The sequence below is a fragment of the Methylobacterium nonmethylotrophicum genome (genome assembly GCF_004745635.1).
Lineage (GTDB): Bacteria > Pseudomonadota > Alphaproteobacteria > Rhizobiales > Beijerinckiaceae > Methylobacterium > Methylobacterium nonmethylotrophicum.
The window spans coordinates 194,122-207,309 of record NZ_SRLB01000001.1 but is presented as its reverse complement, the minus strand read 5'-3'; the positions used below and the strand labels follow the sequence as shown (position 1 = coordinate 207,309).

The 13,188-nt window shown below is 70.5% G+C and carries 15 protein-coding genes; 13 read left to right on the top strand and 2 right to left on the bottom strand.

The genetic code is table 11. The annotated features are described in order from the left end of the window. Positions 1 to 2 precede the first annotated feature (2 nt). From rpsR to EU555_RS00940, 8 genes are all read left to right on the top strand, one after another. Positions 3 to 254 (top strand): 30S ribosomal protein S18, encoded by a 252-nt coding sequence (gene rpsR, locus EU555_RS00975; protein ID WP_012332436.1) that lies wholly within the window; start codon positions 3 to 5, stop codon positions 252 to 254. A gap of 105 nt (positions 255 to 359) precedes the next feature. Beyond that, a complete protein-coding gene (locus tag EU555_RS00970; protein WP_135412582.1) occupies positions 360 to 1,310 on the top strand; it encodes a DUF2232 domain-containing protein in 951 nt (316 codons plus the stop codon). 108 nt (positions 1,311 to 1,418) lie between these two features. Then, positions 1,419 to 1,991, top strand: a complete 573-nt coding sequence (rplI, locus tag EU555_RS00965) for a 50S ribosomal protein L9 (protein ID WP_135412581.1) — start codon at positions 1,419 to 1,421, stop codon at positions 1,989 to 1,991. 287 nt (positions 1,992 to 2,278) lie between these two features. Beyond that, positions 2,279 to 3,766 carry a replicative DNA helicase gene (locus EU555_RS00960; RefSeq protein WP_135412580.1) on the top strand — a complete coding sequence of 496 codons (1,488 nt, stop codon included), beginning with the start codon at positions 2,279 to 2,281 and terminating at the stop codon, positions 3,764 to 3,766. Between the two features lie 93 nt (positions 3,767 to 3,859). Beyond that, positions 3,860 to 4,957, top strand: coding sequence for an alanine racemase (gene alr, locus EU555_RS00955; protein WP_135412579.1), 1,098 nt, complete (start codon positions 3,860 to 3,862; stop codon positions 4,955 to 4,957). A 143-nt stretch (positions 4,958 to 5,100) separates the two neighbouring features. Further along, positions 5,101 to 6,351 carry an acyl-CoA dehydrogenase family protein gene (locus EU555_RS00950; RefSeq protein ID WP_135412578.1) on the top strand — a complete coding sequence of 417 codons (1,251 nt, stop codon included), beginning with the start codon at positions 5,101 to 5,103 and terminating at the stop codon, positions 6,349 to 6,351. A 157-nt stretch (positions 6,352 to 6,508) separates the two neighbouring features. Continuing rightward, complete coding sequence (locus EU555_RS00945) at positions 6,509 to 6,763, top strand: hypothetical protein (protein ID WP_245524076.1); 255 nt, start codon at positions 6,509 to 6,511, stop codon at positions 6,761 to 6,763. Between the two features lie 29 nt (positions 6,764 to 6,792). Beyond that, complete coding sequence (locus EU555_RS00940; protein ID WP_135412576.1) at positions 6,793 to 7,263, top strand: opioid growth factor receptor-related protein; 471 nt, start codon at positions 6,793 to 6,795, stop codon at positions 7,261 to 7,263. On the opposite strand, the gene EU555_RS00935 is transcribed toward EU555_RS00940, so the two are convergent. Together EU555_RS00935 and EU555_RS00930 are read right to left on the bottom strand one after the other, a co-directional pair. Beyond that, entirely contained in the window at positions 7,260 to 8,522 is a 1,263-nt protein-coding gene (locus EU555_RS00935) for an acyl-CoA dehydrogenase (protein WP_135412575.1), read from the bottom strand. The genes EU555_RS00940 and EU555_RS00935 overlap by 4 nt on opposite strands. Before the next feature lie 100 nt (positions 8,523 to 8,622). Further along, entirely contained in the window at positions 8,623 to 9,561 is a 939-nt protein-coding gene (locus EU555_RS00930; protein ID WP_135412574.1) for a protein-methionine-sulfoxide reductase heme-binding subunit MsrQ, read from the bottom strand. Between the two features lie 112 nt (positions 9,562 to 9,673). Here EU555_RS00930 and EU555_RS00925 point away from each other — a divergent pair, with 112 nt between their 5' ends. The 5 genes from EU555_RS00925 (at position 9,674) to ugpE (ending at position 13,186) form a co-directional block, all read left to right on the top strand. Continuing rightward, positions 9,674 to 9,988 carry a hypothetical protein gene (locus EU555_RS00925; protein WP_135412573.1) on the top strand — a complete coding sequence of 105 codons (315 nt, stop codon included), beginning with the start codon at positions 9,674 to 9,676 and terminating at the stop codon, positions 9,986 to 9,988. Positions 9,989 to 10,036: 48 nt separating this feature from the next. Then, positions 10,037 to 10,564 carry a Uma2 family endonuclease gene (locus EU555_RS00920; RefSeq protein ID WP_135412572.1) on the top strand — a complete coding sequence of 176 codons (528 nt, stop codon included), beginning with the start codon at positions 10,037 to 10,039 and terminating at the stop codon, positions 10,562 to 10,564. Positions 10,565 to 10,604: 40 nt separating this feature from the next. Further along, positions 10,605 to 11,156 (top strand): Uma2 family endonuclease, encoded by a 552-nt coding sequence (locus EU555_RS00915; protein ID WP_135412571.1) that lies wholly within the window; start codon positions 10,605 to 10,607, stop codon positions 11,154 to 11,156. Between the two features lie 75 nt (positions 11,157 to 11,231). Further along, positions 11,232 to 12,227 (top strand): adenosine kinase, encoded by a 996-nt coding sequence (locus EU555_RS00910; protein WP_135412570.1) that lies wholly within the window; start codon positions 11,232 to 11,234, stop codon positions 12,225 to 12,227. Positions 12,228 to 12,370: 143 nt separating this feature from the next. Beyond that, on the top strand, positions 12,371 to 13,186 hold the full coding sequence (ugpE, locus tag EU555_RS00905; RefSeq protein WP_425375076.1) for a sn-glycerol-3-phosphate ABC transporter permease UgpE: 816 nt from the start codon (positions 12,371 to 12,373) through the stop codon (positions 13,184 to 13,186). Positions 13,187 to 13,188 lie beyond the last annotated feature (2 nt).

Below are 13,188 nucleotides of genomic sequence, written 5' to 3'. Positions count from 1 at the left end.
CCATGGCTTTCGGTGCTGGTGGCGGCGGTGGCCGTCGTCCGTTCTTCCGTCGGCGCAAGACCTGCCCGTTCTCGGGCCCCAACGCCCCGAAGATCGACTACAAGGACGTGAAGCTGCTCTCGCGCTACGTCTCCGAGCGCGGCAAGATCGTGCCCTCGCGCATCACCGCGGTGTCGGCCAAGAAGCAGCGCGAGCTCGCCCAGGCGATCAAGCGCGCCCGCTTCCTGGGCTTCCTGCCCTACGTGATCCGCTAATCCTCTGATCAACAACCCGGCGGCCGCATGCCGCCGGGTCGCTGGGGCGGATCCCTCCGCCTCTAACCCCGCCCGGACGGGCGGCGGGACAGCGGACAGGTTGCAATGGTTCGTCACACCGGCATCGGCGTCGTCGCCGGCCTCGCCTCGGCGCTCCTGATCGGGGTCGTCGTCCAGGCGACGCCGCTCGCGCTCGCGCTCTACCTGCTCGCCCCGCTGCCGATCCTGATCGTCGCGATGGGCTGGAGCCACCGGACCGGCCTCGTCGCCGCCGCCTCCGGCACGCTCGCCCTCGCGATCGTCGCCTCCCCCTTGCGCGGCCTCGCCTTCCTGGTCTCGACGGCCTTGCCGGCCTGGTGGCTTGGCTACCTGGCGCTGCTCGGCCGCGAGCGGGCGCCCGGGCAGATGGAATGGTACCCGACCGGGCGGCTCCTCGCCTGGGTCGCCGTCACCGCCGCCATCGCCCTGATCGTCGTGGTGATGCTGTCCTCGGGCGACCACGCCGCCTACCAGGAGCGGGTGCGCCGCCTCGCCCGGGCGATGCTGCAATTGCAGATGCAGGAGGCCCCCTCCCGCGGCGCCGGGCTCGAGGAGGACGACCTCGCCCGCATCAGTGAGCGCGTCGCCGGCATCGCGCCGGCCATCATGGCGACGACCTTCACGCTGCTCCTGACCTTCTATCTGTGGGCCGGCGCCCGGGTGGTGCAGATCTCCGGCCGCCTGGCCCGGCCCTGGCCGGACCTGCCCGCCACCACGCTGCCGCGCCGGGCCCTGTGGGGGCTGGCAATCGGCGGCGGCCTCACGCTCGCGCCGGGCTATGCCGGCGCCTTCGGGGTCGCGCTCATCGGCGCCTTCGCGGCCGCCCTCGCGCTCCAGGGGCTGGCGGCGATCCACGACCGCAGCCGCGGCCGGCCCGGCCGCACGCCGCTGCTGATCGGCCTCTACGTGCTGGTCTTCCTCACGCAGGGGGTGGCGCTCGCGGCACTCGCCCTCTTCGGCCTGGTCGACGCCCTCACCGGGCGGCGCCGGCCGGTGCAGGCCCCGCCGATGGCCTGACCCGAATCCCCGGTCCGCCTCAAGGGCGGTCCGGTTCCCCGACGGCGGATCTCTCTCCGCCATCACCAACCCGGGCCCCGCAAGGCCCTCAATTCTAGGACGACGACGATGGAAGTGATCCTGCTCGAGCGCGTGGCCAAGCTCGGCCAGATGGGCGAGACCGTGAAGGTGCGGCCGGGCTTCGCCCGCAACTTCCTGCTCGCCCGCGGCAAGGCGCTGCGCGCCACCGAGGCGAACAAGAAGCGCTTCGAGGACCAGCGCGCCCAGCTCGAGGCCCGCAACCTCGAGCGCCGCTCGGAGGCCGAGAAGGTCGGCGAGACCCTCAACGGCAAGAGCTTCGTGCTGATCCGCCAGGCGGGCGAGACCGGCGTGCTCTACGGCTCGGTCTCCCCGCGCGACCTCGCCGAGGTGGTGACCCAGGAGGGCTTCACCGTGAACCGCGACCAGTTCAACATCGCGCAGCCGATCAAGACCCTCGGCCTGCACACCGTCCCGGTGGTGCTGCACCCCGAGGTCGAGGTCACCGTGACGGTCAACGTCGCCCGCAGCCCCGAGGAGGCCGAGCGCCAGGCCCGCGGCGAGTCGACCACCACCCGCGAGGAGTTCAACCTCGACGACCTCGGCCTCGAGGTCGGTGCCGCCCTGGCCGAGGCCGGCCCGGACGCCGACAGCGACCGCTGATCCGTCCACCCCGATCCCGCCCCTCGGGCGGGATCGCGCGATCCCGCCCGAGGGGCGGGATAGCCGGGAGAGCGGGGACAAGCCCGCAAGCCGGGCTTGACTTGTTCTTATTTTGTTCCAGCATGACGGGGCCTGCGGCGCGAGTCGCGGGCCCCGTCGTCGTCTCGGAGGCCGGCATCGGCCCTTCGGTCAAGGTTTGGTCAACGATGCCGGTGCGATGGTCGCCGCGAGCGTTATGATCTGACACCCGACTCGCATCCTCACGAGAGAGCCCGGAGCCCCGCCGGATGGCCATTCCCAGCACCCTGACGGCGAATCTCGAGCCCGTGCCGCAGGAGTACCGCGTCGCGCCGCACAACATCGACGCGGAGCAGGCGCTGCTCGGCGCCATCCTGGTCAACAACGACGCGTTCTACCGAGTGTCGGACTTCCTGCTGCCCGAGCACTTCATGGAGGAGGTGCACCGGCGGATCTACGAGGTGACGGTCAGCCTGATCAAGGCCGGCAAGCTCGCGAGCCCGATCACCCTCAAGACCTATCTGGGCGATGCCGATCTCGGCGGCCTCACGGTCGGCCAGTACCTCGCCCGGCTCGCCGCCGAGGCCTCGACGGTCATCAACGCCGAGCATTACGGCCGCACGATCTACGACCTCGCGCTCCGCCGACGCCTGATCACCATCGGCGAGGACCTGGTCAACGGCGCCTACGAGGCCCCGGTCGAGACCTCGCCGCGCGACCAGATCGAGGCGACGGAGCGCCGGCTCTACGAGCTTGCCGAGACCGGCAAGTACGACGGCGGCTTCCAAAAGTTCTCCGACGCCCTGACGGCGGCGGTGGACATGGCGGCCAAGGCCTATCAGCGCGAGGGTCGGCTGTCGGGCATCGCCACCGGCCTGTCCGACCTCGACGCCAAGATGGGCGGCCTGCAGGCCTCGGACCTGATCATCCTGGCCGGCCGGCCCGGCATGGGCAAGACCTCGCTCGCCACCAACATCGCGTTCAACATCGCGAAGGCCTATGTCGGCGAGAAGCAGCCCGACGGCACCATCGCGACCAAGAACGGCGGCATCGTCGGCTTCTTCTCCCTCGAGATGTCGGCCGAGCAGCTCGCCACCCGCATCATCGCCGAGCAGTCGGGCGTCGCCTCCTACAAGATCCGCCGCGGCGACATCCGGCCGGAGGAATTCTACAAGATCACCGACGCCGCCCGGGACATGCAGACGATCCCGTTCTACATCGACCAGACCGGCGGCATCTCGATCGCCCAGCTCGCCGCCCGCGCCCGCCGGCTCAAGCGCCAGCGCGGCCTCGATCTCCTGGTCGTCGACTACCTCCAGCTCCTCTCCGGCGCCTCGAAGAAGGGCGAGAACCGGGTGCAGGAGATGACCGAGATCACCACCGGCATGAAGGCGCTCGCCAAGGAGCTGGCGGTGCCGATCATTGCCCTGTCGCAGCTCTCGCGCCAGGTCGAGGCCCGCGACGACAAGCGGCCTCAGCTCTCGGACCTGCGCGAATCGGGCTCGATCGAGCAGGACGCCGACGTGGTGATGTTCGTCTTCCGCGAGGAATACTACGTCAAGAACAAGAAGCCGCGCGAGGGGACGGAAGAGTTCTTCACCTGGGAGGCCGAGATGAACCGCGTCTACGGCAAGGCCGAGGTGATCCTCGGCAAGCAGCGCCACGGCCCGACCGGCACGGTCGAGCTCCAGTTCGACGCCGAGATCACCCGGTTCTCGAACCTGGCGCAGGGCGACCGGCTGCCGGACAGCCATTGACGAGCGCTTCGGCAGGGGCTGCCCGACATATCAGCCGGGCGCCCGACCGCCTCTGCCTTGGCGGGGCCCCGTTCGGGCGGTAGACCAACGGCCATGACCGAGCCCACCTCCATCGGCCATGGCGGCCGTCTCACCATCGACCTCGCTTCCCTGCGGGCGAACTGGCGGCACCTCGCCGAGGTGGCGGATTGCCCGGAGACCGCTGCGGTCATCAAGGCCGACGCCTACGGGTGCGGGATCGCGAAGGCCGCCCCGGCCCTGTGGCGGGAAGGCTGCCGCACCTTCTTCGTCGCCCACCTGTCGGAGGCGCTGACCGCGCGCGAGGCCGTGCCGGACGCGGCGATCTACGTGCTCAACGGCTTCCCGCCCGGCAGCGCGCCGGCCTACCGCAGCGCCGACCTGCGCCCCGTGCTCGGCTCATCGGACGAGATCGCCGAGTGGGCGGCAGCGAACCGCAATGAGGGCGTGATCCGCCCGGCGGCGTTCCACGTCGATACCGGCATGAACCGCCTCGGCCTGTCGGTGCCGGAGGCCCTGTCGCTGGCCGGCGACCCGGTGGTGGCTGAGGCCGGCATCGACCTCCTGATGAGCCACCTCGTCAACGCCGAGGTCGAGGGCGACCCTCTCACCGGCCGGCAGGTCGCGGATTTCGCGAAGCTGCGCGCGGCCTACCCGAACCTTCGGGCCTCCCTCGCCAATTCCTCCGGCGACTTCCTGCCCGCCTGCCGGACCGATCTGGCGCGGCCGGGCTACGCCCTCTACGGCGGCAACCCGCGACCCGGGCACGACAACCCGATGCGGCCGGTGGTGCGGCTCGACGCCGGCATCCTGCAGGTCCGCGCGGTCGAGGCGGGCGCCACCGCCGGCTACAACGCCCGCTGGACCGCGCCCGGCCCCCGGCGCCTCGCCACCCTGTCGCTCGGCTACGCCGACGGTTTTCCGCGCTCGTCCACCGGCCGCGGCGAGGCTCTGGTCGGCGGGGTGCGCTGCCCCTTCGTCGGCACCGTCTCGATGGACCTGATCATCCTCGACGTCACCGCGGTGCCGGAGCACGCCCTGTACCGCGGCGCCCCCGCGACGCTGATCGGCGATCGCCTCGACCTCGACACGGTGGGGCGCAACGCCGGCACGATCGGCTACGAGATCCTGACCGGGCTCGGGCGGCGCTACGAACGGGTGTATCGCGACTGAGGCTTCGAAAACCCGGTACGGAGCCGTTGCAGCGCATGTCTCCCGGCCCTTTCGAAAAGGCGGTTTTGCTCGCGCGCCGTTGGCGCTAGGCTGACCTGCGGCAAGGCCGGGGCGCGAGACCCCGGCCACGGGAGGACTTTCGCATGGACTTCACCCTCTCCGAGCGGCAGCGCCACTGGCGCGACCGGGTCCGGGCCTTCATGGACGAGCATGTCCGCCCCATGGTGCCGACCTACAAGGCCGAGATGGAGGCCTTCGGCACCGACCGCTGGCAGCCGGTGCCGGTGATCGAGCGCCTGAAGCCCAAGGCCCGCGAGGCGGGGCTGTGGAACCTCTTCCTGCCCCCCTCGCCCGAGCACGACGACGGCGAGTTCCGCGGCGCCGGCCTGACCAACCTCGACTACGCGCTCTGCGCCGAGGAGATGGGCCGGATCCAGTGGTCCTCCGAGGTGTTCAACTGCTCGGCGCCGGACACCGGCAACATGGAGGTGCTGCACCGCTACGGCACCAAGGCCCAGAAGGAGCGCTGGCTCAGGCCGCTCATGGCGGGCGAGATCCGCTCGGCCTTCCTGATGACCGAGCCGGACGTGGCCTCGTCGGACGCCACCAACATCGAGACCCGGATCCGCCGCGACGGCGACCACTACGTCATCAGCGGCCGCAAGTGGTGGTCCTCGGGCGTGGGCGATCCGCGCTGCGCCGTCGCGATCGTGATGGGCAAGACCGACACCAGCGCGCCCCTGCACCAGCAGCAGTCGCAGATCCTGGTGCCCCTCGACACGCCCGGGGTGGAAGTGGTGCGGATGCTGCCGGTCTTCGGCTACGACGACGCGCCGCACGGCCATGCCGAGGTGATCCTGAACGACGTCCGGGTGCCGGCCGAGAACCTGCTGCTCGGCGAGGGCCGCGGCTTCGAGATCGCGCAGGGCCGCCTCGGACCGGGGCGCATCCATCACTGCATGCGCACGATCGGCGTGGCGGAGGAGGCGCTGGAGAAGATGGCCAAGCGCCTGCTCGGCCGCGTCGCCTTCGGCAAGCGCATCGCCGACCACTCGGTCTGGGAGCAGCGCATCGGCGAGGCCCGCATCGACATCGAGATGACCCGCCTCCTCTGCCTGAAGGCGGCCGACATGATGGACAAGGTCGGCAACAAGGGCGCCAAGCTCGAGATCGCGATGATCAAGGTCGCGGCCCCGCGCATGGCGCTCAAGATCATCGACGACGCGATCCAGGCCCATGGCGGCGCCGGCGTCAGCAGCGATGCCGGCCTCGCCTACGCCTATGCCCGCATCCGCACGCTGCGCCTCGCCGACGGGCCGGACGAGGTCCACAACCGCTCGATCGCCCGGCTGGAGCTGGCGCAGTACGGCAACCGCGAGCGGCCGAAGGCCTGACGGGGCCGGCCGACATCGACAACCGCGCGGGAGGCCTGCTCCCGCGCGGGCGCCGCGCGCGCCCTGGAGCGGGACGCCGCGATGATGAAGCGCAATTTAATCGACCCGTTCCCGGGTTGACCGGATGCTGACCGCCAGACGAAACGGCGGCCCGGTCATGATTGTTCTACGCTCCTGCACGACGGCGCTGCTCCTCGCGGGCCTCGCCGTCCAGGCTGCCGCCGCGGAGGAGACGGGCCGGGCGCGGGCGCTGATCGACCCGGTCTATGTCCGGCCGATCTACGGCGCCTACCGCCAGTGCGGCGGCGCCTGCCTCAAGAGCGGCAGCCTGTCGTGGTTCTGCGGCGCGCGCCAGCAATGCAGCCTCGATTGCGCGACCGCGCCGCCTGTCCGCCGCTGCGCGACGCCATAGATCGGGAGGGGTGGCGAGAGGAGGCGGGCATGGACGAGGCGATCGCGGGACCGATCCACGCCTTTCTCGCCTCTCAGGGTCGCGACGCGCGAGGGCGGACCCTCGCGACGGTGCTGGATTTCGACGACGCCCGCATCGAGAGCACGCACGACTTCATCCAGTGGCTGTTTCCGCTGCGGGAGGCGAGCCAGGCGGTGCCGGGCTCGCCGGTCCTCGGAGAGGCGGAGGCGGAGGCGATCCGGCGCGATCGAATGGCCCAGGCCGGCCTGATGGCCGCCCGGGTCCGGATGATGCGGTTCTACGTCCTGACACGAGGATGGCTGACGGCCTTCGACCACAACCACCTGCGCATCACCCGCATCCTCACGTCCCTGCGCGACCTCGTCGGGCTGGAGGAAGCCAGGGCCTTCCTGGCGGACATTCTCCGCCTCAACGAGGCGGCGGGCTCCCCGGTGAACCCGGAGAGCCTCGCGTATTGGCGGCGCGCGGTCGAGGACTAGAAGAACGCCTGCAAGCCCGTCTGCGCCCGGCCCAGGATCAGGGCGTGGACGTCGTGGGTGCCCTCGTAGGTGTTCACCGTCTCGAGGTTCTGGGCGTGGCGCATCACGTGGTACTCGCCCATGATGCCGTTGCCGCCGTGCATGTCCCGCGCCTCGCGCGCGATCGCCAGCGCCTTGCCGCAATTGTTGCGCTTGACGAGCGAGATCATCTCCGGCGCCATCCGGCCCTCGTCGAACAGCCGGCCGACCCGCAAGCTGCCCTGGAGGCCCAGCGCGATCTCGGTCTGCATGTCGGCGAGCTTCTTCTGCACCAGCTGGGTCTGGGCGAGCGGCCGGTTGAACTGCTTGCGGTCGAGCGTGTATTGCCGCGCCCGGTGCCAGCAATCCTCCGCCGCGCCCATGGCGCCCCAGGAGATGCCGTAGCGCGCCCGGTTGAGGCAGCCGAACGGACCCTTCAGCCCCGAGACGTTCGGCAGCAGCGCCGATTCCGGCACCTCGACGCCGTCCATCACGATCTCGCCGGTGACCGAGGCGCGCAAGGACAGCTTGCCCTTGATCTTGGGCGCCGAGAGCCCCTTCATCCCCTTCTCGAGGATGAAGCCGCGGATCTGGTTGTCGTGGGCCGGGGACTTCGCCCAGACCACGAACACGTCGGCGATCGGCGCGTTCGAGATCCAGGTCTTGGCGCCCGAGAGGCGGTAGCCCCCGTCGATCTTGTCGGCCCGGGTCTTCATGCCCGCCGGGTCCGAGCCGGCATCTGGCTCGGTCAGGCCGAAGCAGCCGACGAACTCGCCCGAGGCGAGCTTCGGCAGGTACTTTTTGCGCTGGGTCTCGTCGCCATAGGCGTAGATCGGGTACATGACGAGCGAGGATTGCACGCTCATCATCGAGCGGTAGCCGGAATCGACCCGCTCGACCTCGCGGGCGACGAGGCCGTAGGCGACGTAGCTTGCTCCGGCGCAGCCATACTCCTCCGGCAGGGTGACGCCGAGGAGACCCAGCTCGCCCATGGCGTTGAAGAGCGCGCGGTCGGTCTTCTCCTCGGCATAGGCCTCGACGATGCCGGGCAGCAGGCGCTCCTGCGCGAAGCTGCGGGCGGAGTCGCGGATCAGGCGCTCATCGTCGGTGAGCTGGTCGTCGAGCAGGAACGGGTCGTCCCACCGGAAGGCGCCGCGGGTCCCCTGATTGACGGTGCCCTCGTGGGGCTTGACCGGGCTGAGGTTGGTCTGGGTCGCGACCGCGGCGGACGGGGGGTTCATGACGTCTCCTCCTTGGATTTCGGGGCGGACGTTACCTCGGGTGCGCCGCGACCGCCAGAATGCGAAACCGCATTCCGCACGCGTCAGCCATGCGGGACGGTCAGCGCGCCGGCACCGGGGGTGCGGCGGGCGCGGTGCGCCGCGCCGCAACGCCATCCTTCCTCATCCCCTTGCCGGCCCCGCGGCCCGTATCCTGGCCCCAGCCCCGCCACAGGTTGAGCGGCACGATCAGGACCACGACGCCGAGCACCCACCAGGCCGGGCGGATGTCGTAGGAGAAGTCGAGGTTCGCGGCGAGCACGGCGTCCGCCGGCACGCCGGTGGCGAGCGCGTACCAGGCCGTCTCGAGCCCGGCGGTGGCGAGGCCGGCCGCGACGCTCAGACCCAGGAGCGGCAGCGGGGCGGTCGGCACCTTGAGGTGGTGCATCAGCCGCCAGCCCATCAGGGCCAGGAACAGGCCGCTCCAGAACACCGGCTTCGAGACGTCGATCTTCGATTGCAGGAAGAAGTGCGCCAGGGCCAGCACCGTGAGCGGATAGACCAGCCGGTGCAGCCGCGGCCAGGCCTTGCCGAGGCGGCGGATCATCCCGTCGGTCGAGGTGACGCCGAGCACGACGAGGCCGAGGAGACCCGCAAAGCCGATGGTGAGATAGATGCGAAACACGATTTCGCTCGCCACCCGGGCGAGGTCGACCTTCTGATCGACGATGTAGAGCGTGAAGTGGATCAGCGCGTAGGCGAGCGCGGTGAGCCCCAGCATCCGCCGCACCAGGATGAGCTTGGGCGCGTTGGCGATGCGCCGCATCGGCGTGACCGCCAGCGACAGGATCAGGAACCGCACCGACCAGTCGCCCATGGCGTGCAGGTAGGCGGTGAGGGGCTTCGCACCCAGGAGGTCGAGGGCGTAAGCCGCGGTGAACCACAGGCCCGGTGCGAGGGCGAGCAGGAAGACCGCGAGCTTGAACCGGGACAGGCGGCCGGCGCGGTCGAGCCAGGGGTACGCGATCGAGGGATAGGCGGTGGCGGGTCGGGCGGGCATTCGGGAACCGGGTGCGGTGCGCAATGCGCCACAGATAAGCCGTGAGCGGAGGTTTGACCCGGGCGGCCAACCACACGATGGCGTGAGAGGCCGCTCGAAGGAGACCCAGCCCATGCCGCGCACAGCCCTCGCCGCCTTCCTGCTGCTGCTGTCGCCGGCAGCCCAGGCCGCCTGCGCCGCGCCCCCGGCGCCGCCCCCGGTGAGCGAGAAGCCGGCCAAGCCCGCCCTGCCCCAGAAACCCGCCTGCCTCGACGCCAAGGGCGGCTGCCCGGGCTGGGAGGCCTATACCTACAATGACGGGATCAAGGCCTACAACGCGCAGCTCGGCCCCTACCGTACCAGCGCCGAGGCCTATGCGCGCAAGCTCAAGGCCTACGCGGACGGCAGCGTGGCGTATGCGAATTGCGAGATGCAGTCGATGCAGTAGCGGCGGCGTGGTAGGCTGACGCCCATGGCCGGCCTGCCCCGATCCCGCATGGATGTCGACGCGTTCCTCGCCTGGAGCGCCACGGTGCCGGGCCGCCACGAGCTCGTTGACGGCGAGGTGTTCGCGATGGCGCCGGAGCGGGCGCGGCACGCCCGCGTCAAGTTCGCCGTCCAGGCCGCCCTCGACCGCGGCGTGCGGGCGCTCGGCTCGTCCTGCGAGATGCTGCCCGACGGCATGACGGTGCGGATCGACGCCCACACCGCCTACGAGCCGGACGCCCTCGTCTATTGCGGCCCCCGGATGGATCCCGACGCGGTCGAGGCGCCGCCGCCGGTGATCGTGGTCGAGGTGCTGTCGCCCGGCACCCGGTCGGTCGATGCGGGGGCGAAGCTCGCCGGCTACTTCCTGCTGCCGAGCGTCGTGCACTACCTGCTGGTTGATCCCCGGCGCGCCTGCGTGATCCATCACCGCCGCACCGTCGCGGCGATCGATACCCGGATCGTGACCGAGGGGAGCCTGTTTCTGGATCCGCCGGGGATCACCCTCGCGGTGGGAGATCTCTTCGGCGAAAGCTGAGCGGCGTGGTACGCTCCTCGCGACTGGCGGGTTCGGGTTGATGACGACGCTTCCGCAGGTGCGCATGAGCGTGGACGAGTATCTGGCCTGGAGCGAGGCCAATCCGGGGCGTTACGAACTCGTGAACGGCGAAGTCTTCGCGATGGCACCGCAACGGATGCTTCACGCGGAGGTCAAGGTTGCGGTCTACGATGCGCTGCGGCGCGGCATTCGCGCGGCTGCCCTGGCCTGCGAGGCGATGCCCAATGGTCTGGCCGTCCGCATCGACGCGCATACCGCCTACGAGCCAGACGCCCTGGTCTCTTGCGGCCCGCGCATCGGCCCCGACGCGGTCGAGGTGAAGAACCCGGTCATCGTCGTCGAGGTCGCATCGCCGAGTACCCGCCGGACCGACGCGAGCGAGAAGCTCACCGGCTACTTCCGGGTGCCGAGCATCCATCATTACCTGATGGTCGACCCCGACCGGCGCACGGTGATCCATCATCGCCGGGCCGTGGATGGAATGGAGACTGCCTTCGTGCACGAGGGCACGCTGATGCTCGAGCCGCCGGGCCTCGAACTTCCCGTCTCCTCGCTCTTCGAAGAACCGTGAGGCCACCGGCCCGAGCTTGACCCTCCGGGCAACGGATGTCACAGGCGGCCCAACATCTTGTCCGCGAGCCGCCGCATGACCGCCTCCCTCGACGTCCTCGTCCTCGGCAACGCCATCGTCGACGTGATGGCCCGCACCGACGAGGCCTTCCTGGTCCGGGAGGGCGTGCACAAGGGCGCGATGCAGCTCATCGACGAGGCGCGGGCCGAGCACCTGTTCGGGGTGATGGGCCCGGCCACGGTCATCTCGGGCGGCTCGGGTGCCAACACGGCGGTCGGCGCGGCTTTGCTCGGGGCGCGGGCGGGCTTCATCGGCAAGGTGCGGGACGACGAGCTCGGCCGCCTCTTCACCCACGACCTCACCGCCACCGGCGTGCGGTTCGGCGTCGCCCCGGCGACCGAGGGCCCGGCGACGGCGCGCTGCTTCGTGCTCGTCACGCCGGACGGCGAGCGCACCATGAACACCTATCTGGGCGCCTGCCAGGGCCTCTCCGCCGCGGACGTCGACGAGGAGACGGTGAAGGCGGCCCGCCACGTCTACCTCGAGGGCTACCTGTGGGACCCGCCGGCCGCCAAGGAGGCGTTCCGCAAGGCGGTGCAGATCGCCCACGGCGCCGGCAACATGGTGGCGCTGACCCTGTCGGACGCGTTCTGCGTCGACCGCTACCGCGACGAGTTCCTGGGGCTCATCCGTGACGGCAGCCTCGACATCCTGTTCGCCAACATCCACGAGCTGAAGAGCCTGTACCAGACCGCCGACGCCGACACGGCGCTCGCGGCGCTCCGCCAGGAGACGGGGCTGCTCGGCGTCGTCACCCGCTCCGAGGAGGGCGCCCTGGTGGTGTCGGGGAACGAGACCCGGTCCGTCCCGGCCTCGCCGGTGCGCGAGGTGGTCGACACGACCGGCGCCGGCGACCTGTTCGCGGCGGGCTTCCTCGCCGGCCTCGCCCGCGGCCTGGACCACGCCGATTGCGCCCGCCTCGGCGCCGTGGCGGCGGCGGAAGTGATCTCGCATCTCGGCGCCCGGCCACAGGCCGATCTCAAGGCGCTGGCGCAGCAGGCCGGCCTGTGAGGCGCACCGGGCGGGCGACGCTTCCGTCAGAGCTTGACGGCTGCTAGGAGCGTCGCACGCCCGTCACGCCGGTGCGGCACCGAGACAAGACGCCATCCGCCAGGGAGCGGGCCCCATTGGTCGAGAACCGACGCTTCGGCAACCTGATCCCCCACCTCGTGCTCTGCCTCGGGGTCGGCGTCGTCGTCTTCCCGGTCTACCTGGCGCTGATCGGCTCGACCCACGACGCCGCCACCATCGCCAACGGCCAGATGCCGCTCTGGCCCGGGAGCAACGGGCTCGAGACCTACCGGCGCGCGCTCACCGAATCCGGCATGGCCGGCGTGCCCGTCGGGCGGATGCTGATCAACAGCACGATCATGGCGCTCGCCATCGCGCTGGGCAAGATCTTCATCTCGCTGCTGTCGGCCTACGCGCTGATCTACTTCCGGTTTCCGTTCCGCCAGACCGCCTTCTGGGCCATCTTCGTCACCCTGATGCTGCCGGTCGAGGTGCGCATCTACCCGACCTACAAGGTCGCGGCCGATCTCCAGCTCCTCGACACCTATGCGGGCCTCGCCCTGCCGCTGATCGCCTCGGCGACCGCGACGCTCTTATTCCGCCAGTTCTTCCTCACGGTGCCGAACGAGCTCGTTGAGGCCTCCCGCATCGACGGGGCCGGGCCGGTGCGGTTCTTCCTCGACACCCTGCTGCCGCTCTCGCGCACCACGATGGCGGCCCTGTTCGTGATCCAGTTCCTCTACGGCTGGAACCAGTATCTCTGGCCGCTCCTCGTCACCACCCGCGACGACATGCAGACGGTGGTGATCGGCCTGCGCAAGATGACCTCGATCACCGACCAGCTCACCGAGTGGCAGATCGTCATGGCGACCGCCGTGCTGGCGATGCTGCCGCCGGTCGTGGTGGTGTTCGCGATGCAGAAGCTGTTCGTGCGCGGCCTGGTGGAGACCGAGAAGTGACC

Coding starts and splice junctions, on each gene's coding strand:
- rpsR (WP_012332436.1), top strand. CDS start 3: ATGGCTTTCGGTGCTGGTGGCGGCGGTGGCCGTCGTCCGTTCTTCCGT.
- EU555_RS00970 (WP_135412582.1), top strand. CDS start 360: ATGGTTCGTCACACCGGCATCGGCGTCGTCGCCGGCCTCGCCTCGGCG.
- rplI (WP_135412581.1), top strand. CDS start 1,419: ATGGAAGTGATCCTGCTCGAGCGCGTGGCCAAGCTCGGCCAGATGGGC.
- EU555_RS00960 (WP_135412580.1), top strand. CDS start 2,279: ATGGCCATTCCCAGCACCCTGACGGCGAATCTCGAGCCCGTGCCGCAG.
- alr (WP_135412579.1), top strand. CDS start 3,860: ATGACCGAGCCCACCTCCATCGGCCATGGCGGCCGTCTCACCATCGAC.
- EU555_RS00950 (WP_135412578.1), top strand. CDS start 5,101: ATGGACTTCACCCTCTCCGAGCGGCAGCGCCACTGGCGCGACCGGGTC.
- EU555_RS00945 (WP_245524076.1), top strand. CDS start 6,509: ATGATTGTTCTACGCTCCTGCACGACGGCGCTGCTCCTCGCGGGCCTC.
- EU555_RS00940 (WP_135412576.1), top strand. CDS start 6,793: ATGGACGAGGCGATCGCGGGACCGATCCACGCCTTTCTCGCCTCTCAG.
- EU555_RS00935 (WP_135412575.1), bottom strand. CDS start 8,522: ATGAACCCCCCGTCCGCCGCGGTCGCGACCCAGACCAACCTCAGCCCG.
- EU555_RS00930 (WP_135412574.1), bottom strand. CDS start 9,561: ATGCCCGCCCGACCCGCCACCGCCTATCCCTCGATCGCGTACCCCTGG.
- EU555_RS00925 (WP_135412573.1), top strand. CDS start 9,674: ATGCCGCGCACAGCCCTCGCCGCCTTCCTGCTGCTGCTGTCGCCGGCA.
- EU555_RS00920 (WP_135412572.1), top strand. CDS start 10,037: ATGGATGTCGACGCGTTCCTCGCCTGGAGCGCCACGGTGCCGGGCCGC.
- EU555_RS00915 (WP_135412571.1), top strand. CDS start 10,605: ATGACGACGCTTCCGCAGGTGCGCATGAGCGTGGACGAGTATCTGGCC.
- EU555_RS00910 (WP_135412570.1), top strand. CDS start 11,232: ATGACCGCCTCCCTCGACGTCCTCGTCCTCGGCAACGCCATCGTCGAC.